Source organism: Burkholderiales bacterium (assembly GCA_015075645.1).
Taxonomy (GTDB): Bacteria; Pseudomonadota; Gammaproteobacteria; order Burkholderiales; family Casimicrobiaceae; genus VBCG01.
The window spans coordinates 265,479-290,950 of sequence record JABTUF010000005.1; the positions used below are offsets into that span (position 1 = coordinate 265,479).

The following is a 25,472-nucleotide window of genomic DNA, read 5'->3' on the forward strand; positions in this document are numbered from 1 at the left end:
CGGGATGTCAGTGCAGGCGCTCGTCGCCGACGAGCCGGCCGGACGCGAGCGAGAGGCGGCGCGAGCACCGTGATGCAAGCGTCGAATCGTGGGTGACGAGCACGAGCGTGGTGCCGTGCTCGTGGTTGAGCCGGAACATGAGTTCGGCGATCTCGCCGCCGGTCGCGCCGTCGAGGTTGCCGGTCGGCTCGTCGGCCATCAGGAGCTTCGGATCGCCGGCGAACGCCCGAGCGATCGCGACCCGCTGCTGCTCGCCGCCCGAGAGCTGCTTCGGATAGTGCGTCGTGCGCCTGCCGAGGCCGACGCGGTCGAGCCAGCCCCGCGCCTTCGTGACCGCGCCGGCATCGCCGGCGAGTTCGAGCGGCAGCATCACGTTCTCGAGCGCGGTCAGCGCCGGCAGCAACTGGAACGACTGGAACACGAACCCGACGAGCCGCTGCCGCATCGCGGCGCGGGCGTCCTCGGTCAGGCCGGAGAGCGCCTGGCCCGCGACCCACACCTCGCCTCCGGTCGGACGGTCGAGGCCGGCGAGGAGTCCGAGCAGCGTCGTCTTGCCCGATCCGGACGCTCCGACGATCGCCACCGAGGCGCCCTGATCGATGTCGAACGACACGTCGTCGAGGATGGTGAGCGGCGCCTCGCCGCTCGAGACGGTCTTGGTCAGGCGCTCGGCGCGAAGCAGCGGGACGGTCGGGGTCATCTGGGGACGATGGGGTCGCCCTCGCACTTCGGCAAGGGCGCGCCGGGAGATCGCGGCGCGGGGACCGGGCATTCTACGGGAATGGCCGCGGGCTGACGCCTTGCGGTGCAGGAGTCAGTTGTCAGTTGACAGTTGACAGTGGCGACGGTGCTTCCGGTGGCGGCGCATCGAGCGCCGATGCGAGGACATGGCGGGATCGGGCACGATGCCGATCGCTTCGAGTGCGCGGACGCGGCCGGCGGCGGCGAGCGCCCTACAATGTCGGCGATGAAGCGCATCGACCCGCTCCGCCGCGCCCTCGTTGCCGTCCTGGCGCTCGCACCGCTCGCGTCGTTCGGCGCCGGCCCGCCGGTGATCCTCGTGCTGGGAGATTCGATCTCGGCGGGCTTCGGACTGCCGCCGGGTACCGGATGGACCCACCTGCTGCAGCAACGTCTCGCGGAGCGCGGCTATCCGCATCGCGTCGTGAACGCGAGCATCAGCGGCGACACGACCGCCGGCGGCCGATCGCGCCTGCCTCTCCTCCTCGCCCGGCACAAGCCGGCGATCGTGGTCATCGAACTCGGCGGCAACGACGGGCTGCGCGGCGGCAGCCTCGCCGCCACGCGCGAGAACCTCGTCGCGATGGTCGGCGCCGCGAAATCCGCCAAGGCGCGCCCGATGATCGTCGGAATGAAGCTCCCGCCGAACTACGGTGCCGCGTACGCGCGGCAGTTCGACGCGCTGTTCGCGGAAGTCGCGAAGGCCGAGCGCGTGCCGCTCGTGCCGTTCTTCTTCGACGGCTTCGCGGAGAACCGAGACCTCTTCCAGGCCGACGGCATCCATCCGACCGAGGGCGCGCAGCCGAAGCTGCTCGACAACCTGTGGCCGACGCTCGAGCGCATGTTGAAAGAGCGGTGAGTCCGCGGCGGCGCGCCGGGCGCGTCGTCGGACTCGATGCGCTCGCCTCGCATCCGGACCGGATCGACGTGCGCAGCCCGTCGGAGTTCGCCGACGACCACCTGCCGGGCGCGATCAACTGCCCGGTGCTCGACGACGACGAGCGCGCGCGCGTGGGCACGTTGCACAACGAGCAGGGCGCGTTCGAGGCCAACAAGGTCGGCGCGGTGATCGTCGCGCGCCGGATCGCCGGAATCGTCGAGACGGTCGCGCGCGACCGACCGCGCGACTGGGCGCCGCTCGTCTGCTGCTGGCGCGGCGGCAAGCGCTCGGGTTCGCTGGTCCACGTGCTGAACGAGATCGGCTTCCCCGCGGTCCAGCTCGACGGCGGCTATCGGGCGTGGCGCCGCCACGTGCTCGCCCGCCTCGAACGCCTGCCGGACGCGTTTCGGTTCCGCGTCGTCTGCGGTCTCACCGGCACCGGCAAGAGCCGGCTCCTCGCCGCGCTCGCCGACGAGGGCGCGAACGTGCTCGACCTCGAGCTTCTCGCGCGCCACCGCGGATCGCTGCTGGGCGATCTCCCCGGCGAGCCGCAACCGTCGCAGAAGGCGTTCGAGACCGCGCTCCATGAGGCCTTCGCGCGATTCGACGGCCACCGTCCGGTCTGGGTGGAGTCGGAGAGCCGCAAGATCGGCGCACTGCAGGTCCCCGAACGCCTGCTCGCGGCGATGCGCGCCGCACCTTGCGTGCGCGTCGACCTCGGCATCGCCGATCGCGTCGCGCTGCTCGAGGGCGAATACGCGCACTTCCTCGCCGACCCCGCGGGACTCGTCGCGCGCCTCGCGCACCTGACGCCGCTGGTCGGCCAGGCGACGCTCGACCGCTGGGCCGCGCTCGCAGAGGCCCGCGCGTTCGACCGCCTCGTCGCGGACCTCCTCGAAACGCACTACGATCCCGCCTACACGCGCGGCATGGCCCGCAACTACGCCGGCTTCGCGACGGCGGAGCGTGTCGCGCCGGCAGGCTTCGCGCCGCCCGACTGGACGGCCCTCGCGCGCCTCCTCGCCGCGGCCGACCTGCGCTGACCCCCTCCCCACCGACATGCCCACGCTCGACTTCCGCGTCGTCAACGTCTTCGCGCAGTCCCCGCTCGCGGGCAGCCCGCTCGCCGTCGTCGAAATCGCTGCCGGCCGGCTCGCCTTCTGACGCCGGCCAGACGCATGCCCGCATCCGGCTTCCCCGAACCTGGGTGACCGCCGGTTACACCCGGTTACCGATTTGCGCCACGGAATCTGGCAGCATGGGCATCGTTCGCCTCGACGGGTGTCAACAGGCCGTGCGGCGAGTCCGTTGATTCCGGAACACCGGAAGCTCTCACGAACAGGTTCGCGACCATGTCGGCACCGCGACTCGTCGTCCTCGTCATTGCGATGCTGGCGACCCCGCCGGCCGCGCTGGCGGCAGCGCCGATCGGCGAGGACGGCGCACGACACCTGCTCGCACGCACCGGATTCGGGCCGACCGAAGCGGGGATCCGGGCGTACGCCCTGCTCGAACGCGACGCGGCGATCGCGAAGGTGCTCGCCACCGCCCGGACGACGCCGGTCACCGCGCCGCCCGCCGACCTCATCGCCGACGCGCCGCTGCGCGTGCCGCGCAAGGACGCCGCCCCGGCCGATCGCAAGGCGTTCATGACCGAGCAGATCCGAGAAGGCGTCGAGCTTCGCGGCTGGTGGATGGGCGAGATGCTCTCGACCGATTCGCCGCTCACCGAGCGCATGACGCTCTTCTGGCACAACCACTTCGTCTCGAGTCAGCAGAAGGTGCGCGTCGCGCGGCTCATGTATCTGCAGAACGTCACGTTCCGCGCGAACGCGCTCGGCGACTTCCGCGCGCTGCTGCACGCCGCGTCGAAGGACGCCGCGATGCTCGTGTACCTCGACGGCGTGCGCAACCGCCGCGGCGCGCCCAACGAGAACTTCGCGCGCGAGGTGATGGAACTGTTCACGCTGGGCGAAGGGCACTACAGCGAAGCGGACGTGAAGGAGGCGGCGCGCGCGTTCTCCGGCTGGAGCATCGACCGCGAGACCGGCCGGTTCGTGTTCCGGCGCGCGCTCCACGATTCCGGAATGAAGACGGTGCTCGGCGCCACCGGACGCTTCGACGGCGACCAAGTGCTCGACCTCCTGCTCGCGCGCCCCGAGACGGCGGAGTTCGTCGTCGCCAAGCTGTGGCGCGAGTTCGTCTCGCCCGAACCGGACGAGCGCGAGGTGAAGCGCATCGCGGCGGACTTCCGGCGATCGGGCTGGCGCATCACTGTGGCCTTGCGCTCGCTCCTCGCGAGCGATGCGTTCTGGGCGCCGGCCCAGCGCGGCGTGCTCGTCAAGAGCCCGGTCGAACTCGTCGTGGGTACGCTCGTCTCGCTCGACGTCGCGCCCCGGAACGCGACGCCGTTCGCGCTCGCGATCGCCGGCATGGGACAGAACCTGTTCTCTCCACCCAACGTCAAGGGCTGGCGCGGCGGCGACGCATGGATCGACACCAATACGCTGCTCGCGCGGAAGCAGTTCGTCGAGTCGGTCTCGCGCTACGAGGAGTCGCGCATCGCGATGCAACCGGCGGCGACGGCCGCCGCGCCGCTGCCTGCGCGCCTGCCGCGCGCCGCCATCGCGTCCGAAGGCATCCCCGCGGCGGACGGAGACGAGGACCCGCAGGCCCGCGCCCGGCGCATCGCACGCGCCATCGACCGCGCGTTCCGCGACCTCGGCTTCTCGGCGACGCGCTGGATCGCCTCGCTGCCGGGCGACTCGTCGGCGGACCGGCGGCAGGCCGCGGTTGCGCTCCTGCTGCCGATTCCTCCGGTCGGCAGCGGCGCGGAGGTCCCCAAGGACGCCGACGCACTCGGGTTCGTCCGCGCCGTGCTGCTCGATCCGGCCTACCAGCTCAAATGACTGCGTCGCTCCGATGACTTCGCCGACCAGCCGCCGCCGTTTCCTCGCCGCGGGCGCCGGTGCGCTCGCGTTCGGCGCGGTCGGTCGCGGCGCCAGCGTCGCGTTCGCAGCGGCGCCCGCGTCGGCGGCGACCTCGCGCTACTCGAACCTGCTGGTGCTGGTCGAACTCAAGGGCGGCAACGACGGCCTGAACACCGTGGTGCCGATCGCCGATCCGGCCTACGCCAGGCTGCGGCCGAAGCTCGGCATCCGCCGCGACGAGGCGCTCGTGCTGTCCGACCGGGCCGCGCTCCACCCTTCGCTCGCCCCGTTGATGCCCGCCTGGGAGCACAAGCAACTCGCGATCCTGCAGGGCGTCGGCTATCCGGATCCGAACCTCTCGCACTTCCGCTCGATCGAGATCTGGGAGACCGCGTCCGCGAGCGACCAGACGCTCGCGGAGGGCTGGCTCGCGCGCGCGTTCGCGAAGTCGCCGGTCCCCTCGTCGTTCGCCGCCGACGGCGTGGTCATCGGAGGCAACGACCTCGGTCCGCTGGCGGGCGGCGGCGCGCGCGCGATCGCGCTCGCCAATCCCGAACAGTTCCTGCGCCGCGCGAAGCTCGCCGCCCCCGAGGGCGCCGCGCGCAATGCCGCGCTCGCGCACATCCTCAAGACCGAGAGCGACATCGTGCAGGCAGCCTCGCACCTCGCCGGGTCGCACACGTTCGCCACGACTTTCCCGAACGGCGCCTTCGGCAATGCCGTGAAGACGGCGGCCCGCGTCGTCGCCAACGAGGCGGGCGTCGCGGTCGTGCACCTCTCGCTCGGCAGCTTCGACACCCACGCCGGGCAGGCCGCGACCCAGGCGAGGCTCCTCTCCGAACTCGCGCAGGGGCTCGCCGCGCTCGAGGCCGCGCTGCGCGAACTCGGACGCTGGGACCGCACGCTCGTCCTCACCTACGCCGAGTTCGGTCGCAGGCCGAAGGAGAACCAGTCGCTCGGCACCGACCACGGCGCCGCCAGCGTGCACTTCGCGCTGGGCGGGCGGATCGCGGGCGGCATCTACGGCGCCGCGCCGCGGCTCGACGGCGTCGGTGACGGCAACCTGCCCTACGCGATCGACTTCCGGCAGGTCTACGCGACCGTGCTCGACGGCTGGTGGGGCGCGGATTCCCGCGGCGTGCTGGGCGCGCGGTTCGAGCCGCTGCCGCTCCTTCGCGCCTGACCAAAGGGGTCAGACTCGATTGATTCGGTCTGACGCTGCCCATGGCGGGCCCGACCCGGCAATCAAACGAGTCTGACCCCTTTGATCACGCCCAGGCGGCGAGGAACTGCTGCCAGTGCGGCGCGCCGGTCGCCGCGATCCTCTCGCGCACGAGCGAGATCTCGGCGGCGTACGCGCCCGCGGTCAATTCGCCACGCAGCAGGCGGAAGCGCTGGTACAGGAGGTAGGTGTTGAGGACGTCGGTCTCGCAGTAGCGCCGCACGTCGTCGATCCCGCCGCGCGCGATCGCCGCGGCGACCTCGCTGCCGTCCATCCCGAGCTTGCCCGGAAAGCCGCAGAGCTTCGCCATCGCGTCGAGCGGCGCGTTCGCCCGCGGCTGGAACTGCGCCAACACATCCATCAAGTCCACATGCCGGGTGTGGTAGCGGTTGAGGTAGTTGTTGAACTTGAACTCGCGGTCGTGATCGCCCCAGTCCCAGTAGCGCGGGGCGGACACGCCGTGGATCATCGCGCGGTGGTGCAGCACCGGCAGGTCGAAGCCCCCGCCGTTCCAGCTCACGAGCTGCGGCGTGAATTTCTCGACGCCCTCGAAGAAGCGCCGGATGAGATCGGCCTCGGTCTCGTCGCGCTCACCGACCGACCAGACCTTGAGGTCGTCGCCGCGCCGCAGCGCGCAGGCGATCGCGACGACCTTGTGCAGGTAGTGCGGCGGGAAGTCGCTGCCGGTCGCTGCGCGGCGCGACTGCGCGTAGCCCTCGGCGACGTCGGCGTCGGGGAGCTCCGCGGGCAGATCGTTCAGTTTGCGGATCCCGTCGACGTCGGGCACCGTCTCGAGGTCGAAGACGAGGATCGGCGTCATCGCGGCGGGATCGTCAGGCGAACACGCCGGTCGACAGGTAGCGGTCGCCGCGGTCGCACACGATGAACGCGATGGTCGCGTTCTCGACTTCGCGTGCGATTCTGAGCGCGATGGCGCAGGCGCCGCCCGAGCTCACGCCGGCGAAGATGCCCTCCTCGCGGGCGAGGCGGCGCATCGTGTCCTCCGCCTCCTTCTGGGACACCGGCTCGATGCGGTCGACGCGTTTCGCATCGTAGATCTTCGGCAGGTACGCCGCCGGCCACTTGCGGATGCCGGGGATCGACGCGCCCTCGGCCGGTTGCGCCCCGACGATCGCCACCGCCGGATTCCTCTCCTTGAGGTAGCGCGACACGCCCATGATCGTGCCGGTCGTGCCCATCGCGGACACGAAGTGGGTGATGCGCCCGCCGGTGTCCCGCCACAGCTCGGGGCCGGTGCTGCGATAGTGCGCGAGCGGATTGTCGGGATTGGCGAACTGGTCGAGGATGATTCCGCGTCCTTCCGCGCGCATCCGTTCCGCGAGGTCGCGCGCACCCTCCATGCCGGCTTCCTTCGTGACGAGGACGATCTCCGCGCCGTACGCGGTCATCGCCTGGCGCCGCTCGAGCGACAGGTTGTCCGGCATGACGAGGATCATCCGGTAGCCGCGCGTCGCGGCGACCATCGCGAGCGCGATGCCGGTGTTGCCCGACGTCGCCTCGACGAGCGTGTCGCCGGGCCGGATGTCGCCGCGCTTCTCCGCCTCCACGATCATCGAGAGCGCCGGACGGTCCTTCACCGAGCCCGCGGGGTTGTGTCCCTCGAGCTTCGCGAGGACGATGTTCGACGTCGCGCCCGCCATTCGAACGAGGCGGACGAGCGGCGTGTTGCCGATCGTGGATTCGAGCGTCGGGTGCATGCGCGAGCGCGGCGGCGGCTGAACGAAGTCTAGCATCGGGCAAAGGCTCCGCTGCCCGTCGCCGCGCATCGTTGCAGGCTCAGCGCCGGGGCTTCTCGTCGGCGATGCGTCCGGAGGCAACGACCGCCCCCTTGCCGCCCTTCGCCTCTCCCTTGGGCGCCGCCTTCGCGTCTCCTTTCGCCGCGGGCTTGGGCGGCGGAGCGGCGACGGTGAACTCGGGCCGGAGCTTCTCGACGAGCTTCGCGCGGAAGCCCTTGACCTCCTTCAGGTCGTCGACCGACGCGAACGGGCCGTGGGCGTTGCGGTGCTCGACGATCGCCTGCGCCTTCGCCGGCCCGATGCCCGGCACGGCGACGAGTTCGTCGTGGGTCGCGGTGTTGAGGTTGACCGCCGCGAAGGCGGCGGACGGGACGGCGACGCCCAGGAAGGCGGCCGCGAAGGCGGACAGCGCGAGGATACGGTTCATCGTGACACTCCCGGTCGGGACATGCGGCCGATCGGAAGGCGGCGCGTCGCGCGCACGCTTCCCGGCCGTGACGGCAGTGTCTTCGTCAGGCGCGATCGCGCGCCATCATCCATTCGACGTAGTTGCGCACGCCCTGCACGAGTTCCAGCGTCGGTTCGCGGTAGCCCGCCGCGCGCAGCTTCGTCAGGTCCGCCTGGGTGAAGTTCTGGTACCTGCCGGCGAGCGCCGGGGGGAACGGGATGTAGCCGATCGCGCCCTCGCGCACGAGCGCCTCGACGCTCGACGGGCTCGCGCCTTCGGTGGCGCGCACCGCGTTGATCACCGCGGCGGCGACGGCGTTGTAGGTCTCCGCGCGGCCGCTGCCCACGTTGAAGATGCCCGAGCGCTCCGGGTGGTCGAGGAAGTCGAGGTTCACGCGCACGACGTCCTCGACCGAGACGAAGTCGCGGCGCTGTTCGCCGTTCGCGATGCCGCCGGTCCCCTCGAACAGCTTCACCCGGCCCTCGGCGAGGTACTGGTGGAAGAAGTGCCAGACCACCGAGGCCATCCTGCCCTTGTGCCCCTCGTGCGGGCCGTAGACGTTGAAGTAGCGGAAGCCCGCGATCGGCGCGGTGCGCTCGGGCAGAGTACGCCGGACGCGATCGTCGAACAGCGCCTTCGAGTACGCGTAGACGTTGAGCGGTGCCTCGTGCTCGCGCGCCTCGACGAAGGTCGTGCCGCCGCCGTAGACCGCGGCGCTCGACGCGTAGAGGAACGGCACGTCGTCGTTCTGGCAGTGCTCGAGGAGCCGCGTCGAGTAGCGGTGGTTGTTGCGCATCATGAACGCGCCGTCGCGCTCCATCGTGTCCGAGCACGCGCCCTGGTGCAGGATCGCGGCGAGATCGCCGTCGAAGTCCCCGGCCTCGAGCCGATCGACGAACTCGTCGGCGTCGAGGTAGTCGGCCAGGTCGCAGCCGACCAGATTCCTGAACTTGTCGGAGCCGTCGAGCCGATCCACGGCGAGGACATCGCGCTCGCCGCGCGCGTTGAGCGCGCGCACCAGGTTGGCTCCGATGAACCCGGCGGCGCCGGTGACGACGATGGCCATGGCGAGACCCTACAACACGAGGTCGACGCGCCCGACCTCGGTGACGTGGACCCGCACGCGCGGCGCGAGCGCGCACAGGAGTTCGTAACCCACGGTCGAGGCGGCGGTGGCGACGTCGTCGACCGGCAGGCCCTCGCCCCACAGCACGACGGGGCTGCCGACGCGAGCCTCCGGCACCTCGGTCAGGTCGACGGTGATGAGGTCCATCGAAACGCGACCCGCGATGCGGGCCTTCCGGCCGCAGACGAGCACCGGCGTCCCGTTGGGCGCCCCGCGTGGATAGCCGTCGCCGTAGCCGCAGGCGACGACGCCGATGCGGTGCGCCCGCGAGGCCGTGTACTGCGCGCCGTAGCCGACGCTGTCGTTCGCGCGCAGCTCCTGCACCGCGATGAGTTCGGAGCGCAGCGTCATCACCGGCTGCAGGCCGAGCATCTCGGCGGTGTCGAACGGATACGGCGTCGCGCCGTAGAGCATGATGCCGGGGCGCACGAAGTCGCCGCCGATCTCGCGGTGGCGGAACACGCCGGCGGAGTTCGCGAGCGAACGCGGGTAGGGGAGACCGCGACACGCGGCCTCGAACGTCGCGAGCGCCTCCGCGACGCCGTCCTCCTCGTCCGCACGCGCGAAATGGGTCATCAGTCGCAGCGCCGCCACCGACGGCGCCTGAGCCAGCCGTTCGCACACGCGGGCGACGCGATCGGGCGCAAAGCCCAGCCGGTTCATGCCGGTATTGACCTTGACGAACACCTCGAGCGGCCGCGGCAGCACGGCCCGCTCGAGCATCGACGCCTGCTCCTCGTTGTGCACCACAGTCGCGAGCCGACGGGCCGAGAGCTCGGCGAGTTCCCGCTCGTCGAAGAAGCCTTCGATCAGCAGGATGCGGCGCGTGTAGCGGTGCTCGCGCAGCGTGGCGGCCGCATCCAGTTCGACCAGCGCGAGTCCGTCCGCGTCGTCGAGCGCCGGGAGCACGCGGCTGAGGCCGTGGCCGTAGGCATTGGCCTTGACGACCGCGAGGACCTTGGCCCCGGGCGCGGCCTCGCGCGCCTTCGCGAGGTTCGCGCGCAATGCGGCCAGGTTGATCTGTGCGTGAAGCGGACGGGCCACGGTGGTCGAAGGCTCGCGGAGCATGGGCCCGGCAACGCGGCACGCGCCGGTCGTGGTTCGCTTTGCCGCGCCGCGTCACCGGCGCGGCGCGGGTTCGTGGTATAAACGCGCCGGTCGCGCATCCGGATCGAAGGGATCATACCAAACCGCCCCGCCGGGCCCGCGACCGCCTTCCCCGGCGGAAGGCGCGTTCGTGTTCGCGGCGGTCCCGCGCCCACGTACCGACGCGGAGCCCGCTTGCAGAACCCCCGTACCGGCCGGTGTTCCGGCCCGCAGCACCGGCGGCCCTCCGCACCGCGGCGTTCCGTCGCCCGGACCGCGCGGGCGAGCGTTCCCCCCGTCCCGACCCGGCACCTCGCGGATCCGCCATGAAGCGCGGCTTCTACACGATCATGGCGGCGCAGTTCTTCAGCTCGCTCGCCGACAATGCGCTCCTCGTCGCGGCGATCGCGTTCCTGCGCCAGTTGAACGAGTCGGCGTGGATGACGCCGGCGTTGAAGCAGAGCTTCGTCGTGTCCTACGTGCTGCTCGCGCCGCTCGTCGGCGCGTTCGCCGATTCGATGCCGAAGGGGAAGGTGATGCTCATCACCAACGGCATCAAGATCGTCGGCTGTTCGCTGATGCTGCTCTCGGTGCACCCGCTGCTGGCCTACGCGGTCGTGGGGCTGGGCGCCGCGGCATACTCCCCGGCCAAGTACGGGATCCTGACCGAGCTGCTGCCGCCCGAGCAGCTCGTGATCGCCAACGGCTGGATCGAGGGCACCACGGTCGGCTCGATCATCCTCGGCGTGCTCCTCGGCGGCGCCCTGGTGAGCCCGCTCGTGTCGACCGCGCTCCTCGGTTTCGACCTGCCGATGATCGACACCGGCATCAACACGCCGCCCGAGGCGGCGATCGCGGTGATCATGAGCGCCTATGTGATCGCCGCCGTCTTCAACTGGTACATCCCCGATACCGGCGTCGACCATCGCACGCCGAGCGGCAATCCGGTCGCGCTGATCCGCGAGTTCTCGCACTGCGTGACGCTGCTGTGGCGCGACAAGCTCGGCCAGATCTCGCTCGCCACGACCACGCTGTTCTGGGGTGCGGGCGCGACGCTGCAATTCATCGTGATCGACTGGGCCGCGCGCAACCTGGGCTTCAATCTGTCGCAGGCGTCCTACCTCCAGGGCGTGGTGGCGGTCGGCATCGCGATCGGGGCGGTGCTCGCCGCGCGCATCGTGACGCTGCGCGACTCGGTGCGCGTGCTGCCGATGGGCGTGGCGATGGGCTTCGTCGTCATCACGATGACCGTGGTCACACAGCTCCCCGTGGCGATCGCGCTGATGGTCGCCGTCGGCGCGCTCGCGGGATTCTTCGTCGTGCCGATGAACGCCCTCCTGCAGCATCGCGGCCACGTGCTGATGGGCGCCGGCCACTCGATCGCGGTGCAGAACTTCAACGAGAACATCGGCATCCTGGTCATGGTCGGCCTCTACGCGCTGATGGTGCGCTCGGGCCTGTCGGTGAACCTCGCGATCCTGATGTTCGGACTGTTCGTCAGCTCGACGATGCTGCTCGTGATGCATCTCCACCGGCACAACCAGCGGCAGGGGGATTCGCTGCACCTGATCGGCGCGCAGAAGCCCGGGGGCGGCCCCGGGCACTGACCCGGGCCGGACTCTCAGATCACCACCGGCCGGTTCGGCAACTCCCCCGAGCCCGACGAGCGTGGAAACGCCTTCGCGAGCAGCGCGGAGACCGCCTCGATGCCCGCGAGCGCGCCGTCCTCGTACCGGCCTTCGCGGAACGCCGCCTCCATCGCCTCGCACACGTGCTGCCACATGTCCTGGCCGACGCGCGCATGGATGCCCCGGTCGGCGACGATCTCGACATCGCGGTCGGCGAGCAGCAGGTAGACGAGCACGCCGTTGTTGTGCTCGGTGTCCCAGACACGGAGTAATCCGAACACCTCGAGCGCCCGGTCGCGCGGCGAAAGCTTCGCGACGACGCGCGAGACCGGCAGCGCGGGCTCGATCGCGAACACGATCTGCCCGGCGTGCCGCGCCTCCGCGGCGCCGATCGCGCGCTCGATGCGGTCGAGCGAGGCCTCGGGAAACGCGCGCCTCACGTCCGCGCGATCGGTGATCGCGTGGCGCCACCAGCGTCCGGACCGCTGCCAGGTCATCGCGCCTCCTACCAGTTCCCCGAGGCGCCACCGCCGCCGAAGCCGCCGCCGCCACCCGACCAGCCGCCCCCGCCCATGCCCCCGCCGCCGCCCCAACCGCCGCCGGACGGGATCCACACGCCCCCGCCGCGGCGCCCGCCCAGCGCGCTGCCTGCGCCGCCGAACAGGAGGATCGCGAACCACACGAAGATCGCCGCGACCGCGGCGATCGCGAGGGAACCGAGAAACCACCACGCGAGCCCGCCCGCGAATGCGCTGCCCACGGTCGCGCCGCCGACCTTGCCGAAGATCGACTTCAACACCCCTCCGAGCGTCGGCAGAACGACGAGAGCGAGGATCGCGACCATGCCCCAGTCGATGCCCGCCGTGCCGCGTTGCGCCGAGGATCGCTGCTCCGGCGGCGGCAACTCGCCCTTCTCGACGATCGCAATGATGCGATCGACGCCCGCGTCGATGCCCGCGGCGAAGTTCCCGCCGCGGAACTTCGGCGCCACGTCCTCGGCGATTATCCTTCGCGCGATCGCGTCGGTGATCATCCCCTCGAGCCCGTAGCCGACCTCGAGGCGCATGCGCCGGTCGTCCTTCGCGACGAGGAACAGCACCCCATCGTCGCGGCCCTTGCGTCCGACCTTCCACGCATCGGCGACGCGGATCGAATAGGCCTCGATCGGCTCGGGCTCGGTCGTCGGCACGATCAGCACCGCGATCTGGGCGCCGGTGGCGCTCTCGAACGCCGCGAGCTTCGCCTCCAGCGCCTGCCGGTCAGCCGCGGAAAGCGTCGACGCGAGGTCGGTGACGCGCGCCGAGAGCGCGGGCACCGGCTTCAGGCCGTCGGAGCCGCCCTCCCAGGCCGGCGCCTGCGCAGGCACGGCGAGCGGCAGCCACGCCGCGAGCGCGGCTGCCGCGAGCGCCGGAGCGATGGCGATGCGCATGCGCGGGACGCGACGCGAACGAACGCTTTGCGGCGGACGCGCAGGTCCGCCGCAGCCGTGCTCGCTTCGCGTCAACTCTTCTTGTCCGGCGCGCCCTTGCCGAAGTCGACCGCCGGCGGCTTCGCGATCGCGGCCTCGTTCTCGACCGTGAAATTGGGCTTCACGTCCATCTTGAACAGCATCGCCGTCAGGTTGGTCGGGAACGAGCGGACCGTCGTGTTGAACGCCTGCACGCTGTCGATGTAGCGCTTGCGGGCCACGGTGATCCGGTTCTCGGTGCCCTCGAGCTGCGACTGCAGGTCGCGGAACAGCGCGTCGGACTTGAGCTGCGGGTAGTTCTCGACCACCAGCAGCAGCCGCGACAGCGCGCCGCTGAGCTGGCCCTGCGCCTGCTGGAACTTGGCGAACGCGGCCGGATCGTTGATGAGTTCGGGCGTCGCCTTGATCCCCGCGACGTTGGCGCGCGCGTTGGTGACCGCCTCGAGCACCTCGCGCTCCTGCGCGGCGTAGCCCTTGACCGTGTTGACGAGGTTCGGGACCAGATCGGCCCTGCGCTGGTACTGGTTGATCACCTCGGACCACGAGGCCTTGATCTGCTCGTCCTGCGATTGCAGCGTGTTGTAGCCGCAGCCGGACAGCGTGAGCACGACGACGAGCGCCGCGAGCGTGGCGAGCTTCCTCGACATGATGTCTCCATCCTGGATGAACGGACGCGCGTTTCGCGCGTTCCCCACTATGCGGGCAGGGGGACGGTCGCGCAAGGGGTCAGGGCCCCGGAAGCGCGCTGGGCGTGCCTTGCGCGGCCACGCGGCGCGCGAACAGCAGGTCCTCCCAGGCCTTCGCCTTGTCCGGAAGGTTGCGCAGCAGATAGGCCGGGTGGTAGGTGACCACCAGCGGCGTCTCGCCGTAGCGGTGGCGCCGGCCCCGCAGGCTCGCGATCGTCGCATCGGTGCGAAGCAGCAGCGATGCAGCGCTCTTCCCGAGCGCGACGATGAGCTTCGGGCGGATGAGCGCGATCTGGCGCTCGAGGTACGGTCGACAGGCTTCCGCTTCGCCCGGTTCGGGCGTGCGGTTGCCCGGTGGGCGGCACTTGACGACGTTCGCGATGTACACGCGATGGCCTCGATCCATGTCGAGCGCGGCCAGCATGGCGTCGAGGAGCTTGCCCGCCTGCCCGACGAAGGGTTCGCCCTTCGCGTCCTCCTCGGCACCCGGCCCTTCGCCGACGAAGAGCCAGTCGGCCTCGCGATCGCCGACGCCGGGTACCGGCCGGTTGCGCGTGCGACACAGGGCGCACGCCGTGCACGCGGCGACGTCGGCGTCGAAGGCGTCCCAGTCGAGCGCCGCGATGCGCCTGCGGCGCGCGTCGGGATCCTCGACGGTCACGATCGTTCGCGGCGCCGCGCTTTCGTTGACAGGCGTGTCGCGGGCGGCCCGCGCGGCGGCCGCGTGCTCGCGCAGGCGCCACTCGGGGGCGAGTTTCAACTCGCGCAGGACCTCGGCGCGCGACGCCATCTACGCCTCGCCGGCTGTCCGGCGCGGCAGGTCGCGCCTCAAGACCAGCGCGTCCTCGCGCGGGGCGCTGGCGGTCGCCGGGTAGTAGTCGTCGCGGCGGGCGACCGGCAGGAATCCCTCGGCGGCGTACAGCGCCAGGGCAGGCGCATTGGACACGCGAACCTCCAGGAAGCACTGGCCAGCGCCGGCGCGCTCCGCGACATCGAGGAACTGCCGCAGCAACGCGCGTCCGAGGCCCTGCCGGCGCGCGTCGGTGACGACCGAGAGGTTCAGCACCTGCGCCTCACCGGGCGCGAGCATCAGCACGCCGAACACGACGATGCGGCCTTCGCGCTCGCCGACTCTCGCGCAATACCCGGCCGCGATCGCGTCGCGGAAATTGCCGAGCGTCCAGGGCACCGCGTGGATCCCGCGCTCCAGCGCCGCGACGTATGCGAGGTCGCGCTCCTCCAACGGGCGCCAGCTGACTGCGCGAAGGCCGGACTCGGAGGCGATCGTGGCCATCGGAGCGTTCGTGTGCCACCCTCAGAGCGCCGCGCCCGCCGCACGCTCGGCAGCGGTGAGCGCAACGCGGTGGCGGACGTAGAGCGGACGCGCGTCTCGGGCGCCGACGGTCTCGCCCCGGGCGACGCGCGGGGCCGCGAGTTCACCGATCGCCCGCGCGGTGGGCGCGAGCGTCGCGTCGACGCGGGCGAGTCCGATGCGTGCGGCGAGCGCGGGGTACGCGGCGAAACCATCGCCGGCGCCGAAGCTCGACGTCCGTGCTGCCGCCACGGCGTCGGGCTTCGCGACCGACGGTGCGTCCGCCTCGATCCAGCCGGACGCTCCCTCGCGCCGCCAGGTCCCGATGTAGACCTCGCGCATCCGCGCGTCGAGGCACGCGAACACGTCGTCCGCGCCGTGAACGTGCCACGCTTCCTGCGCGAGCGCTTCCAGCGTGCCGACCGGCACCAGCGGAAGTCCGGCGCCGAGCGCCAATCCTTGCGCGATGCCGCAGGCGATCCGCACGCCGGTGAACGAACCGGGGCCGGCGCCGAACGCGATCGCGTCGAGCGAGCCCAGCGTCCAGCCCTGCTCCGCGAGCACCTCGCGCACGCGCGGCAGCGCGCGCTCGGCATGCGCCTGCCCGGCGCGCTCGTCGCGCAGGACGAAGCTCCGCCCGTCTCCGCAGGCAACGGAGAGGCGCTCGGTCGAGCAGTCGATGGCGAGGAGCCGCATGCGCGAATTCTACTGCGGGCGCGGCCGCCTCCACGGCCCGGTAGAATCCGCGCTTTCCTCCCGGCCCGGACACCATGAACCGCGCGGACGTCGTCGCGCTCGACTACGAAGGACGCGGCGTCGCCCGCATCGAGGGCAAGGCCGTCTTCGTCGAGGGCGCGCTACCCGGCGAGACCGCCGTGGTCGAGATCGTCAAGCGCAAGCCGAGCTTCGACCTCGCGCGCGCCACCGCGATCGAGCGCGCAGCGCCCGATCGCGTCGCCCCGCGCTGCCCGCATTTCGGCGTCTGCGGCGGCTGCACGCTGCAGCACGCTGGCATGCCGCTCCAGGTCGCCGCCAAACAGCGCACGCTGGAGGACGCGCTCACGCGCATCGGACGCGTGAAGCCCGCGACGCTCCTGCCGCCGCTGCACGGTCCCGCGTGGGGCTACCGCACGCGCGCGCGGTTGTCGGTGCGCCACGTGGTCAAGAAGGGCGGCGTGCTGGTGGGCTTCCACGAGCGCAAGTCGAGCTACGTCGCCGACATGCGCGAGTGCCACGTGCTGCCGCCGCGCGTCTCGGCGCTGCTGCCGCTGCTGCGCGAACTGGTCATGGGACTGTCGATCCGCGACCGGCTCCCGCAGATCGAGGTCGCCTCCGGCGTGCGCGCCGACGATCCGTCGCGCGAGCACCTCGTGCTGGTGGCGCGCGTGCTCGACCCGCCGACGCCCGAGGACGAGGCGGCGCTCCGGGCGTTCGCCGCGCGTCACGCGGTTTCGCTCTGGCTGCAGCCGGGCGGTCCGGGCAGCGCCGCGCCGCTCGAAGCGGGCGATCCCGGGCTCGCCTACGCGCTCCCCGAATTCGCTCTCGTCATGCCGTTCTCGCCCACCGAGTTCACCCAGGTGAACCCCGGGGTGAACGAGGCGCTCGTCCGCCGGGCGATCGCGCTGCTCGACCCGCGCGCAGGCGAGCGGGCCGCCGACTTCTTCTGCGGACTGGGCAACTTCACGCTGCCGATCGCGCGGCGGGGCGCGAACGTCGTCGGCATCGAGGGCAGCGAAGCGCTGGTCGCGCGGGCGCGCATGAATGCCGCGGTGAACGCCCTCGCGGAGCGGACGGCGTTCACCGCGGCGAACCTGTTCGCGGCGACGCCGGAGTCGATCGCGCCGCTCTTGCCGCTCGACCGCGTGCTGATCGATCCTCCGCGAGAGGGTGCGGTCGAACTCGTCAAGGCGCTGCCGCCGGCAGTCGAGGACGCCGCGCCCCAGCGCATCGTCTACGTGAGCTGCAACCCCGCGACGCTCGCGCGCGACGCCGCGGTGCTCGTCCACGAGCGGGGCTATGCGCTCGCCGCCGCCGGCGTGGTGAACATGTTCCCGCACACCGCGCACGTGGAGTCGCTGGCGCTGTTCGTGCGGGACGCGGGCGAGACTTAGGATGCCCTGCGGGCGCGGTGCCGGCGCCGCACTCCCTCGCTCAACGGCCGGCGCGCTCCGTCAGGGCAAAAAAACGGGGCGAGTCGCCTCGCCCCGCGAACGCCGTCGGAACCCGTTTCAGTCGCGCTGGCCGGAAAACGCCATCAGGATGTTGAGCAGGCTGATGAAGAGGTTGTACAGGCTGAGGAAGATGTTGAGCGTCGCGACGATGTAGTTCGTCTCCCCGCCGTTGACGATCCGGCTCACGTCGTACAGCAGGTAGGCCGAGAACAGCAGCACCGCGATCGCCGAGATCGTGAGCGACATCGCCGGCACCTGGAAGAACAGGTTGGCGAGCGAGGCGACGATGAGCAGGATCAGCCCGACGAACAGGAACTTGCCCAGGAAGCTGAAGTCGCGCTTCGTCACCGTGGCGATCGTCGCCATCGCGAAGAAGATCGCGGCGGTCATGCCGCCCGCGAGCGCCACGAGCTGGCCGCCGTTCCTGAGGCCCGCCGCCACCGACAGGATCGGCGTCAGGAACACCCCCGAGACGAACGTGAAGCCCAGGAGCGCCGCGACGCCCCACGAGCTGTTGCGAAGCAGCGTGACCGCGAACAGGCACCCCAGCATCGCCGCGAACATCAGGAGCGGCGTCATGATCGGCGCCGCCTTGAAGAACGCCACGAAGTTCAGCTGCATGCCGATCCACGCGCCCGCCACCACCGGCAGGAGCGAGATCGCGAGCAGCCAGTAAGTGTTGCGCAGGACGCGGTTACGTTCGACTTGCGTCGTCTCGAATCCGCCCGGGATCGGCGCGGGGCGGCCGGCGGCCGCATCGCGGCCCGAGGCCATGACGGGTTCAAACTTCGGATCCATGTACACCCTCCTCGTCGGGCCGACGTTGGCCCATGCCGAATAGACTAGCAGAAACCCCGGAAGTTCGGCGTCAGCGCCCTTTTCCACGCGCGTCCGCCGATCGACCATGTTCCTCCGCCCCGGCAGGAAATCAAGGGGTTAGCGTCCTGCACACCGTGGACGCGTTCATCCGGTTCCGGGCCGGAGGCGTGCGATCCTTGTCTGACCACCTCTGCCGCACCGTGGACGCGTTCATCCGGTTCCGGGCCGGAGGGGTGACGGGCTATGCTGGTGGCTCGCGGAGACGGAAGGGTGGCCGAGCGGTTGAAGGCACCGGTCTTGAAAACCGGCAACGGGCAACCGTTCGTGGGTTCGAATCCCACCCCTTCCGCCAGCCACCCCCGGTACGAACCTGAGAAACGGAACTGCGCCCCGCGCCGCTCACACCGACGGCACCGGGGTCCCCACGGACGCGGGCGGGCACCCAACGTTGATCCCCACCACCGAACACGGAACTCGATCGTCATGACCCGAAGCGTACGCCTCGCGATCCTCGGCGCCGGCACCGCCGGCATGACCGCGCTCGAGGAGGCGCGGCGGCGCACCGACGACGTCCTGCTGATCAACGACGGCCCCTACGGCACGACCTGCGCGCGGGTCGGCTGCATGCCGTCGAAGGCGCTCGTCGAAGTCGCGCACGCGTACGCGCGGCGCACCTGGCTCGCCGGTGCCGGCATCCGCGGCGGCACATCGCTCGAACCCGACCTCCCGGCCGTGATGGCGCACGTGCGTGCGTTGCGCGACCGCTTCACGGCCGGTGCCACCCGGGCGGTGTCGGGACTGGGCGAGCGCAGCATCCATGGCAGGCCGCGCTTCGTCGACGCGCACACCCTCGAAGTCAACGGTGAGCGCATCGAGGCCGACGCCTTCGTGATCGCCACCGGATCCCGGCCGATCGTTCCGGAAGCCTGGAAGGCGCTGGGCGATCGCCTGGTGACTTCCGACGAGGTGTTCGAACTGACCGCGCCCGCGAGACGCGTCGCCGTCGTCGGGCTCGGGCCGATCGGCGTCGAACTCGGCCAGGCGTTCGCGCACCTGGGCTGCGAAGTGCACGCGTTCACGCGCGGGCCGCACGTGGCCGGCCTGTCCGACCCCGCCGTCAACCAGAGCCTCGTCGACGCGCTCGAGACGAGCATGGCGAGCGTCGTGACCGGCGCCGACGTGTCCGTGCAACCGGCCGGCGACAGCGTGCGCGTAACGAGCGGCGCCGGCAGCGTCGAGGTCGACTGGGTGCTCGCGTCGCTCGGACGCAGCCCGAACCTCGAGGGGCTGGGCCTCGAAAAGCTGGGCGTCGACCTGGACGAGCGCGGCATGCCGGCCTTCGACGCAGCCACGCTTCGCATCGGCGAGTTGCCGATCTACATCGCCGGCGACGTGAGCGGATTGCGGCCGCTGCTGCACGAGGCCGCCGACGAAGGGCGCATCGCGGCGTATCACGCGCTCCACCCGAACGCCGAGTGCCTTGCGCGACGCGTGCCCCTCGGGATCGTCTTCACCGAGCCGGGCGCCGGACGGGCGGGCCTCGCGCACCGGGAGTTGCCCGGCACCGGTGTGGTCACCGGTGCGGTCGACTTCTCGCGTCAGGGTCGCGCGGTGATGGCCGGGCGCAACGCCGGGCGGCTGCACGTCTACGTCGCGTCCGACAGCGGCCGTGTCCTCGGTGCCGAAGCGGTCGCGCCCGATGCCGAGCACCTGCTGCACCTCGTCGCCTGGTCGATCCAGCAAGGCTCGACCGTCGACGCGATGCTGCAGATGCCGGTCTACCATCCGACCGTCGAGGAAGGTCTCCGTACCGCGCTGCAGGCCGCACGCCGCGAACTCGGACGGAAGCGCACGCAGCCCGACCTGCCGCTCTGCCGCGAAGCCGCGGATCAGACGCTCGGGTGGTCGTGACCGAGGGAAACGCTGCGCAACCCCGCGACGTGCGCGGGTTCACGTGCTACGCCGCGAGCTTCGCCGCGAACGCGACCAACCGGCGCGCCTGATGCCCGATCGCCGCGCGGTCGTCGTCGGTGAACGGCGCGCCTGCGTTGTGGCTGAACCCGTAGGGATTGCCGCCGGTCTTGTAGATGACGGGATCGGTGTAACCCGGCGCGACGATGATGCTGCCCCAGTGCATGATCGTCGCGTAGAACGACATCAGCGTCTGCTCCTGCCCGCCGTGCGCGTTCTGCGCGGAGGTCATCGCGGAGACCGCCTTGTTGGACAGCGCACCCTTGGCCCACAGGCCGCCGAGCGTGTCGATGAACGCGCGCATCTGGCTCGCCTGCACGCCGAAGCGCGTCGGCGCCGAGAACAGGTAGGCATCGGCCCACTCCATGTCCGCGGGTGTCGCGACCGGAACGTGCGCGGTCTTCTGTGCCGTCGCCTTCCACGCATCGACCTTGTTCACCACGTCCGCGGGCGCGGTCTCGGGCACCTTCACGAGCCGCACCTCGGCGCCCGCGGCTTTCGCGGCTTCCGCGGCGATCGAAGCCATCTCGTGGTTGGCACCGTAGGTCGAGTAGTAGACGACGGCGAGCTTGACACCCATGGTTCTCTCCTTGCGTGAACGTGAATCGGCTGGGGCGGACTGCCGATAGAGTCTAGCCGAAAGCTTCCGGGCCATCGGCAGCGTACGCGCGCCGAGGGCGCCGATCCGAAGGGCGATCCGATCCCGGCCGTGAATCTCCGCGGGCTGGACGGCGCGGCCCCCAGGTTCGTCGCCGTCACGGAGCGCGACGGCCGCGCGCAGCAGCGAACGAGCGTCGTTGCACGCGGCGGCCGTCGTGTGCGGCGGGCGCGCTATGATCGGACGGGGACGCTCGAGATCCGCCATTCGCGCCGCCCCGGCCCGCCCCCCACGCGGCCCGGGCGGCGAGCCGCCGCAACGCGCCCCGCCCCGATCCCCTGCCGCGCCCGGGACCCGGCTCTCCCCGGGCGCCGTTCCACGCCCGAGCCTCGAAGGAGCACGCTGTGACCGATCGAAAGAAACTCACCACTGCATTCGGATGTCCGGTGGCGGACAACCAGAACACGATGACCGTCGGCCCGCGCGGCCCGGTCCTGCTGCAGGACGTCTGGCTGCTCGAAAAGCTCGCGCACTTCGACCGCGAGGTGATTCCCGAGCGGCGCATGCACGCCAAGGGCTCGGGCGCGTACGGGACGTTCACCGTCACCCACGACATCACCCGCTACACGCGGGCGAGGCTCTTCTCGAAGGTCGGCCAGAAGACCGACCTGTTCGCGCGCTTCACCACCGTCGCCGGCGAGCGCGGCGCGGCCGACGCCGAGCGCGACATCCGCGGCTTCGCGGTGAAGTTCTACACCGAGGAGGGCAACTGGGACATGGTCGGCAACAACACGCCGGTCTTCTTCCTGCGCGACCCGCTCAAGTTCCCCGACCTCAACCACGCGGTCAAGCGCGACCCGCGCACCAACCTGCGCTCGGCGCAGAACAACTGGGACTTCTGGACCTCGCTCCCCGAGGCGCTGCACCAGGTCACGATCGTCATGTCGGATCGCGGCATCCCGGCGAGCTACCGCACGATGCACGGCTTCGGCTCGCACACCTTCAGCTTCATCAACGCGAGGCAGGAGCGGTTCTGGGTGAAGTTCCACTTCAAGTCGCAGCAGGGCGTGAAGAACCTCACCGACGCCGAGGCCGAGGCGATCGTCGGCAAGGACCGCGAGAGCCACCAGAAGGACCTCTACGAGGCGATCGAGCGCGGCGAGCATCCGAAGTGGACGCTGAAGATCCAGGTCATGCCCGAGAAGGACGCCGCGAAGACGCCGTACAACCCGTTCGACCTGACCAAGGTCTGGCCGCACAAGGACTATCCGCTGATCGACGTCGGCGTGATGGAACTCAACCGCAACCCGGAGAACTTCTTCGCCGAGGTCGAGCAGTCGGCGTTCAACCCCGCGAGCATCGTCCCGGGCATCGGTTTCTCGCCGGACAAGATGCTGCAGGCGCGCCTGTTCTCCTATGGCGACGCGCAGCGCTACCGACTGGGCGTCAACCACTACCAGATCCCGGTCAACGCGCCGCGCTGCCCGGCGCACGGCTACCACCGCGACGGCGCGATGCGGGTCGACGGCAACTTCGGCAGCACCAAGGGCTACGAGCCGAACACGCTCGGCGAGTGGCAGGAACAGCCGGATTTCCGCGAGCCTCCGCTCACGACCGAAGGCGCGGCCGACCACTGGAACCACCGCGCCGACGAGGACTACTACTCTCAACCCGGCGCGTTGTTCCGCCTGATGAACGCGGCGCAGCGCCAGGCGCTGTTCGACAACACCGCGCGCGCGATCGGCGGGGCCTCGCGCGACGTGCAGTTGCGGCACGTCCGCCATTGCGGAAAGGCCGATCCGGCCTACGGCGCAGGCGTCGCGAAGGCGCTCGGCATCCCGATGACCGACGTGGGCGACTGACGCAGGCACTCCGGGGCGCCGCGTTCCGGCGCCCCGGTAGATTCAGACGGCGCAAGGAAATCCGACAACGCGGCGTTCGCCCGGCGCCATGCACGACCTCGCGGCATACCGTCGCAACGCATGGGCGCCCGGATGAGAGAATGTCCGGGCGCACCCGAATGCGACCATGGACCTCCACGTCTGGCTCATCTACTTCCTCGCGGCGCTCGGCCTGTCGCTCTCGCCGGGGCCCAACAGCCTGCTCGCGCTCACCCACGGCGCCCTGCACGGCCGCCGCCGGGCGCTCTACACGCTCGGTGGAGGCGCGCTGGGTTTCGTCACGATCATCGCGCTGTCGATGTTCGGCATCGGCGCGCTGCTCAAGGCCTCGCTCGTCTGGCTGACGGTGCTCAAGTGGCTCGGCGGGGCCTACCTCGTCTGGCTCGGAATCCAGGTGTGGCGCGCGCCGCCGATCAGGATCGAACGCGGCGGCACGCCACCCGCGGCGAACAACGGTTCGCTGTTCCGCCAGGGTTTCCTCGCGGCGGCCACCAATCCCAAGGGCATCCTGTTCTTCGCGGCGTTCCTGCCGCAGTTCGTCGATCCGGCGCGCAACGTCTTCGTCCAGTTCCTCGTGATGGCCGCGACGTTCGTGGCCATCGAGCTGGTCACCGAGTTCCTGCTCGCGAGCCTGGCGCACCGCGTCACCGGGTGGCTCGCGCGCATCGGCCGGACGTTCAACCGCGCCTGCGGCGGCGTCTTCATCGCCATCGGCGCCTGGCTCCCTTTGCGGGCCTGAGCCGGGGCGGTTCGCCCGTGGCGACCGCCGTCCGGCCATCGTCGGCAGCGATGTCGGCGCGCCGCGCGTCCGGACCTGCTATCGTTGCGTCGCGCCTCGCCTCGGAGCCCCCATGATCGGTCCCGAATTCCTGCTCACCTCGCTCGTCGTCGTGCTGATCCCGGGCACCGGCGTGATCTACACGGTGTCCACCGGCCTGATCGGGGGACGCCGCGCGAGCGTGTGGGCGAGCCTCGGCTGCACCGCCGGCATCCTCCCGCACCTCGCGGCCACGACACTCGGTCTCGCGGCGATGATGCACGCGAGCGCGCTCGCGTTCCAGGCGCTCAAGTTCGCCGGCGTCGCCTACCTCTTCTACCTGGCCTTCGCGACGTGGCGCGACCGGTCAGCATTCGTGGTCGACGGCAGCGTGGCGAAGGCGAGTGCGACCTCGATCGTGACCCGCGGGGTCCTGCTCAACATCCTGAATCCCAAGCTCACGCTGTTCTTCCTCGCGTTCCTGCCGCAGTTCGTCGACCCGGGCGCGAGCGCGCCGACGACGCAACTCCTGAAGCTCAGCGCGGTGTTCATGGGCATGACCTTCGCCGTCTTCGTCGTCTACGGGTTGATCGCGCATGCGTTCCGCCGGCGGGTGATCGAGTCCGCAAAGGTCCAGGACCGGCTCCGGGTCGGCTTCGCGGCGGCCTTCGCCGGGCTCGGCGCGAAGCTCGCGCTGGGCGAGCGCTGACGCGAGGCACGCGTTCCGCGAACCCGGAACAGGATGGGCCGTCGATGCGAATCGCCAGCGACCGGTCGGACGCCTGGATCGCGTTCGAGCCGATGCCCGAGATCGGCGCGAGCAGCTTCTGGATCGCGGCTTCGCTCGGCGGCCGCGAAGTGTCGTACGGGGACATCGCGCTCCTCCGGAAGGACGCGTTTCTCCGCGATCTCCAGGACGCGAAGGCGGCGGGCTCGGGACGCGTCACGCTCGAAGGCACCTACGACTTCCGCCTGACCGTGCGCTTCGCCGCCGGTCGACCGCCCGTCGTTGCGTTCTACCTCGCCGAATGCCTGTCGCCTGCGGAGCCGGGCGAGCGGGACTTCATGCGGCTCGCGCTCCAGGGGAGCTTCCCACTGTCGAGCGAGCACGGCGAACGGCTCGCCGGCGACTTCCGCGCGCTGCTGGGATGATCGGCTTGGTGCCCGCGAACGCGGGAGCAGGTTCTGCCGCCCCGACAGCCCCCGGCTCCGCGCCCGCGCGCATCACGAGACCGACGGCCCGACGCGGAACCTGACCTTCGAACCGCTCGCGCGCCCTCCCCGAATCCCCGATCACCACGAGCCCCGGCCCGATGTACAACCCCGCGCACTTCGAATGCCGCGACACCGCTGAACTCCACGCACTGATCGCCGACCATCCGCTGGGCGCGCTCGTCGTGCGGGGCCGTCAAGGACTCGACGCGAACCACCTGCCGTTCGAACTCCTGCCCGGCGAGGGATCGCAAGGCGCGCTGATCGGGCACGTCGCGCGCGCCAATCCGGTGTGGCAGGAACTGCGCGACGGTGACGAGGCGCTCGTGATCTTCCGCGCCGAGCACGCGTACGTCTCGCCGAACTGGTATCCGAGCAAGCACGAGGCGCACCGGCAGGTGCCGACCTGGAACTACCGCGTCGTGCACGTCCACGGCCGCGTGCGCGTGCGCGACGACGAACGGTTCGTGCGCGGCGTCGTCGCGCGGCTCACGCGCCGCCACGAGGCGCGCACCGGCGACCCGGATCCGTGGAAGATGGGCGACGCCGACCCCGCCTACCTGGACGAGATGCTCACGCGCATCGTCGGCATCGAAGTCGCCGTCGAGCGCATCGTCGGCAAATGGAAGCTCTCGCAGAACAAGGACGAACGCGACCGGCGCGCCGCCGCCGACGCGCTCGACGCGCACGGGCAGGCTCCGCTCGCTTCCGCGATGCGCGACACGCTGCCGGGCGCTCCCTGACGCGATCGCGGCGCAC

The 25,472-nt window shown here is 71.0% G+C and carries 26 protein-coding genes and 1 tRNA gene; 13 read left to right on the forward strand and 14 right to left on the reverse strand.

From position 1 onward, the window contains the following. Nucleotides 1-7: 7 nt before the first annotated feature. Entirely contained in the window at nt 8-700 is a 693-nt protein-coding gene (locus tag HS109_14465) for an ATP-binding cassette domain-containing protein (protein MBE7523574.1), read from the reverse strand. Between the two features lie 267 nt (nt 701-967). Between HS109_14465 and HS109_14470 the strand changes: the two genes are divergently transcribed. The 4 genes from HS109_14470 to HS109_14485 all read left to right on the forward strand — a co-directional run bounded on the left by HS109_14470 (nt 968) and on the right by HS109_14485 (nt 5,734). Continuing rightward, nucleotides 968-1,600 (forward strand): arylesterase, encoded by a 633-nt coding sequence (locus tag HS109_14470; protein MBE7523575.1) that lies wholly within the window; start codon nt 968-970, stop codon nt 1,598-1,600. Next, on the forward strand, nt 1,597-2,664 hold the full coding sequence (gene mnmH, locus HS109_14475) for a tRNA 2-selenouridine(34) synthase MnmH (protein ID MBE7523576.1): 1,068 nt from the start codon (nt 1,597-1,599) through the stop codon (nt 2,662-2,664). Before HS109_14470 ends, mnmH begins: the two co-directional genes overlap by 4 nt. A gap of 345 nt (nt 2,665-3,009) precedes the next feature. Continuing rightward, nucleotides 3,010-4,530, forward strand: a complete 1,521-nt coding sequence (locus HS109_14480; protein MBE7523577.1) for a DUF1800 domain-containing protein — start codon at nt 3,010-3,012, stop codon at nt 4,528-4,530. Nucleotides 4,531-4,543: 13 nt separating this feature from the next. Next, nucleotides 4,544-5,734 carry a DUF1501 domain-containing protein gene (locus HS109_14485; GenBank protein ID MBE7523578.1) on the forward strand — a complete coding sequence of 397 codons (1,191 nt, stop codon included), beginning with the start codon at nt 4,544-4,546 and terminating at the stop codon, nt 5,732-5,734. An 85-nt stretch (nt 5,735-5,819) separates the two neighbouring features. Here the strand turns inward: HS109_14485 and HS109_14490 are convergent, their stop codons facing one another. From HS109_14490 to alr, 5 genes are all read right to left on the reverse strand, one after another. Further along, on the reverse strand, nt 5,820-6,593 hold the full coding sequence (locus HS109_14490; protein ID MBE7523579.1) for a 3'-5' exonuclease: 774 nt from the start codon (nt 6,591-6,593) through the stop codon (nt 5,820-5,822). 13 nt (nt 6,594-6,606) lie between these two features. Beyond that, a complete protein-coding gene (gene cysM, locus HS109_14495; GenBank protein MBE7523580.1) occupies nt 6,607-7,491 on the reverse strand; it encodes a cysteine synthase CysM in 885 nt (294 codons plus the stop codon). A 79-nt stretch (nt 7,492-7,570) separates the two neighbouring features. Next, nucleotides 7,571-7,957 carry a helix-hairpin-helix domain-containing protein gene (locus tag HS109_14500; GenBank protein MBE7523581.1) on the reverse strand — a complete coding sequence of 129 codons (387 nt, stop codon included), beginning with the start codon at nt 7,955-7,957 and terminating at the stop codon, nt 7,571-7,573. An 85-nt stretch (nt 7,958-8,042) separates the two neighbouring features. After that, the gene (rfaD, locus tag HS109_14505; protein MBE7523582.1) at nt 8,043-9,044 is read right to left on the reverse strand and encodes an ADP-glyceromanno-heptose 6-epimerase; all 1,002 of its coding nucleotides are present in this window, start codon (nt 9,042-9,044) and stop codon (nt 8,043-8,045) included. Between the two features lie 9 nt (nt 9,045-9,053). Next, entirely contained in the window at nt 9,054-10,148 is a 1,095-nt protein-coding gene (alr, locus tag HS109_14510) for an alanine racemase (GenBank protein ID MBE7523583.1), read from the reverse strand. A 368-nt stretch (nt 10,149-10,516) separates the two neighbouring features. Between alr and lplT the strand changes: the two genes are divergently transcribed. Continuing rightward, nucleotides 10,517-11,797 carry a lysophospholipid transporter LplT gene (gene lplT, locus HS109_14515; protein MBE7523584.1) on the forward strand — a complete coding sequence of 427 codons (1,281 nt, stop codon included), beginning with the start codon at nt 10,517-10,519 and terminating at the stop codon, nt 11,795-11,797. Between the two features lie 14 nt (nt 11,798-11,811). Here lplT and HS109_14520 read toward each other — a convergent pair whose 3' ends face one another. The 6 genes from HS109_14520 to tsaB all read right to left on the reverse strand — a co-directional run bounded on the left by HS109_14520 (nt 11,812) and on the right by tsaB (nt 15,980). Continuing rightward, complete coding sequence (locus HS109_14520; protein MBE7523585.1) at nt 11,812-12,315, reverse strand: TPM domain-containing protein; 504 nt, start codon at nt 12,313-12,315, stop codon at nt 11,812-11,814. Between the two features lie 8 nt (nt 12,316-12,323). Continuing rightward, nucleotides 12,324-13,247: a YgcG family protein gene (locus HS109_14525; protein ID MBE7523586.1), complete on the reverse strand. Its 924-nt coding sequence runs from the start codon at nt 13,245-13,247 to the stop codon at nt 12,324-12,326. Nucleotides 13,248-13,318: 71 nt separating this feature from the next. Continuing rightward, nucleotides 13,319-13,933, reverse strand: coding sequence for a LemA family protein (locus tag HS109_14530; protein ID MBE7523587.1), 615 nt, complete (start codon nt 13,931-13,933; stop codon nt 13,319-13,321). A 79-nt stretch (nt 13,934-14,012) separates the two neighbouring features. After that, nucleotides 14,013-14,762 carry a uracil-DNA glycosylase gene (locus tag HS109_14535; protein ID MBE7523588.1) on the reverse strand — a complete coding sequence of 250 codons (750 nt, stop codon included), beginning with the start codon at nt 14,760-14,762 and terminating at the stop codon, nt 14,013-14,015. After that, nucleotides 14,763-15,266 carry a ribosomal protein S18-alanine N-acetyltransferase gene (gene rimI / locus HS109_14540; protein MBE7523589.1) on the reverse strand — a complete coding sequence of 168 codons (504 nt, stop codon included), beginning with the start codon at nt 15,264-15,266 and terminating at the stop codon, nt 14,763-14,765. Between the two features lie 21 nt (nt 15,267-15,287). Then, the gene (tsaB, locus tag HS109_14545) at nt 15,288-15,980 is read right to left on the reverse strand and encodes a tRNA (adenosine(37)-N6)-threonylcarbamoyltransferase complex dimerization subunit type 1 TsaB (protein ID MBE7523590.1); all 693 of its coding nucleotides are present in this window, start codon (nt 15,978-15,980) and stop codon (nt 15,288-15,290) included. 74 nt (nt 15,981-16,054) lie between these two features. Here tsaB and rlmD point away from each other — a divergent pair, with 74 nt between their 5' ends. Next, nucleotides 16,055-17,395 (forward strand): 23S rRNA (uracil(1939)-C(5))-methyltransferase RlmD, encoded by a 1,341-nt coding sequence (gene rlmD / locus HS109_14550; GenBank protein MBE7523591.1) that lies wholly within the window; start codon nt 16,055-16,057, stop codon nt 17,393-17,395. A 117-nt stretch (nt 17,396-17,512) separates the two neighbouring features. Here the strand turns inward: rlmD and HS109_14555 are convergent, their stop codons facing one another. Next, nucleotides 17,513-18,229 carry a Bax inhibitor-1/YccA family protein gene (locus tag HS109_14555; protein MBE7523592.1) on the reverse strand — a complete coding sequence of 239 codons (717 nt, stop codon included), beginning with the start codon at nt 18,227-18,229 and terminating at the stop codon, nt 17,513-17,515. A 309-nt stretch (nt 18,230-18,538) separates the two neighbouring features. On the opposite strand from HS109_14555, the gene HS109_14560 reads away from it, so the two are divergent. Further along, nucleotides 18,539-18,626 (forward strand) — tRNA-Ser (locus tag HS109_14560). A 131-nt stretch (nt 18,627-18,757) separates the two neighbouring features. After that, the gene (locus HS109_14565) at nt 18,758-20,185 is read left to right on the forward strand and encodes a dihydrolipoyl dehydrogenase (GenBank protein MBE7523593.1); all 1,428 of its coding nucleotides are present in this window, start codon (nt 18,758-18,760) and stop codon (nt 20,183-20,185) included. A gap of 46 nt (nt 20,186-20,231) precedes the next feature. On the opposite strand, the gene wrbA is transcribed toward HS109_14565, so the two are convergent. Next, on the reverse strand, nt 20,232-20,825 hold the full coding sequence (gene wrbA / locus HS109_14570; protein ID MBE7523594.1) for an NAD(P)H:quinone oxidoreductase: 594 nt from the start codon (nt 20,823-20,825) through the stop codon (nt 20,232-20,234). A 422-nt stretch (nt 20,826-21,247) separates the two neighbouring features. Between wrbA and HS109_14575 the strand changes: the two genes are divergently transcribed. From HS109_14575 to HS109_14595, 5 genes are all read left to right on the forward strand, one after another. After that, complete coding sequence (locus HS109_14575; GenBank protein MBE7523595.1) at nt 21,248-22,705, forward strand: catalase; 1,458 nt, start codon at nt 21,248-21,250, stop codon at nt 22,703-22,705. Between the two features lie 166 nt (nt 22,706-22,871). Continuing rightward, complete coding sequence (locus HS109_14580; protein MBE7523596.1) at nt 22,872-23,483, forward strand: LysE family transporter; 612 nt, start codon at nt 22,872-22,874, stop codon at nt 23,481-23,483. Between the two features lie 112 nt (nt 23,484-23,595). After that, a complete protein-coding gene (locus tag HS109_14585) occupies nt 23,596-24,210 on the forward strand; it encodes a LysE family translocator (GenBank protein MBE7523597.1) in 615 nt (204 codons plus the stop codon). Between the two features lie 44 nt (nt 24,211-24,254). Beyond that, nucleotides 24,255-24,653 carry a hypothetical protein gene (locus HS109_14590; protein MBE7523598.1) on the forward strand — a complete coding sequence of 133 codons (399 nt, stop codon included), beginning with the start codon at nt 24,255-24,257 and terminating at the stop codon, nt 24,651-24,653. 161 nt (nt 24,654-24,814) lie between these two features. Continuing rightward, nucleotides 24,815-25,456: an FMN-binding negative transcriptional regulator gene (locus HS109_14595; protein ID MBE7523599.1), complete on the forward strand. Its 642-nt coding sequence runs from the start codon at nt 24,815-24,817 to the stop codon at nt 25,454-25,456. Nucleotides 25,457-25,472 lie beyond the last annotated feature (16 nt).

What these genes read in the sequence shown, in the direction of transcription:
- HS109_14500 (MBE7523581.1), bottom strand. Translation starts at nt 7,957, where the DNA reads ATGAACCGTATCCTCGCGCTGTCCGCCTTCGCGGCCGCCTTCCTGGGC.
- rimI (MBE7523589.1), bottom strand. Translation starts at nt 15,266, where the DNA reads ATGGCCACGATCGCCTCCGAGTCCGGCCTTCGCGCAGTCAGCTGGCGC.
- HS109_14465 (MBE7523574.1), bottom strand. Translation starts at nt 700, where the DNA reads ATGACCCCGACCGTCCCGCTGCTTCGCGCCGAGCGCCTGACCAAGACC.
- HS109_14485 (MBE7523578.1), top strand. Translation starts at nt 4,544, where the DNA reads ATGACTTCGCCGACCAGCCGCCGCCGTTTCCTCGCCGCGGGCGCCGGT.
- rlmD (MBE7523591.1), top strand. Translation starts at nt 16,055, where the DNA reads ATGAACCGCGCGGACGTCGTCGCGCTCGACTACGAAGGACGCGGCGTC.
- HS109_14590 (MBE7523598.1), top strand. Translation starts at nt 24,255, where the DNA reads ATGCGAATCGCCAGCGACCGGTCGGACGCCTGGATCGCGTTCGAGCCG.
- lplT (MBE7523584.1), top strand. Translation starts at nt 10,517, where the DNA reads ATGAAGCGCGGCTTCTACACGATCATGGCGGCGCAGTTCTTCAGCTCG.
- HS109_14530 (MBE7523587.1), bottom strand. Translation starts at nt 13,933, where the DNA reads ATGTCGAGGAAGCTCGCCACGCTCGCGGCGCTCGTCGTCGTGCTCACG.
- HS109_14555 (MBE7523592.1), bottom strand. Translation starts at nt 18,229, where the DNA reads ATGGCCTCGGGCCGCGATGCGGCCGCCGGCCGCCCCGCGCCGATCCCG.
- rfaD (MBE7523582.1), bottom strand. Translation starts at nt 9,044, where the DNA reads ATGGCCATCGTCGTCACCGGCGCCGCCGGGTTCATCGGAGCCAACCTG.
- HS109_14580 (MBE7523596.1), top strand. Translation starts at nt 22,872, where the DNA reads ATGGACCTCCACGTCTGGCTCATCTACTTCCTCGCGGCGCTCGGCCTG.
- HS109_14470 (MBE7523575.1), top strand. Translation starts at nt 968, where the DNA reads ATGAAGCGCATCGACCCGCTCCGCCGCGCCCTCGTTGCCGTCCTGGCG.
- HS109_14585 (MBE7523597.1), top strand. Translation starts at nt 23,596, where the DNA reads ATGATCGGTCCCGAATTCCTGCTCACCTCGCTCGTCGTCGTGCTGATC.
- HS109_14535 (MBE7523588.1), bottom strand. Translation starts at nt 14,762, where the DNA reads ATGGCGTCGCGCGCCGAGGTCCTGCGCGAGTTGAAACTCGCCCCCGAG.
- wrbA (MBE7523594.1), bottom strand. Translation starts at nt 20,825, where the DNA reads ATGGGTGTCAAGCTCGCCGTCGTCTACTACTCGACCTACGGTGCCAAC.
- cysM (MBE7523580.1), bottom strand. Translation starts at nt 7,491, where the DNA reads ATGCACCCGACGCTCGAATCCACGATCGGCAACACGCCGCTCGTCCGC.
- tsaB (MBE7523590.1), bottom strand. Translation starts at nt 15,980, where the DNA reads ATGCGGCTCCTCGCCATCGACTGCTCGACCGAGCGCCTCTCCGTTGCC.
- HS109_14520 (MBE7523585.1), bottom strand. Translation starts at nt 12,315, where the DNA reads ATGACCTGGCAGCGGTCCGGACGCTGGTGGCGCCACGCGATCACCGAT.
- HS109_14595 (MBE7523599.1), top strand. Translation starts at nt 24,815, where the DNA reads ATGTACAACCCCGCGCACTTCGAATGCCGCGACACCGCTGAACTCCAC.
- HS109_14480 (MBE7523577.1), top strand. Translation starts at nt 3,010, where the DNA reads ATGCTGGCGACCCCGCCGGCCGCGCTGGCGGCAGCGCCGATCGGCGAG.
- HS109_14490 (MBE7523579.1), bottom strand. Translation starts at nt 6,593, where the DNA reads ATGACGCCGATCCTCGTCTTCGACCTCGAGACGGTGCCCGACGTCGAC.
- HS109_14525 (MBE7523586.1), bottom strand. Translation starts at nt 13,247, where the DNA reads ATGCGCATCGCCATCGCTCCGGCGCTCGCGGCAGCCGCGCTCGCGGCG.
- HS109_14565 (MBE7523593.1), top strand. Translation starts at nt 18,758, where the DNA reads ATGACCCGAAGCGTACGCCTCGCGATCCTCGGCGCCGGCACCGCCGGC.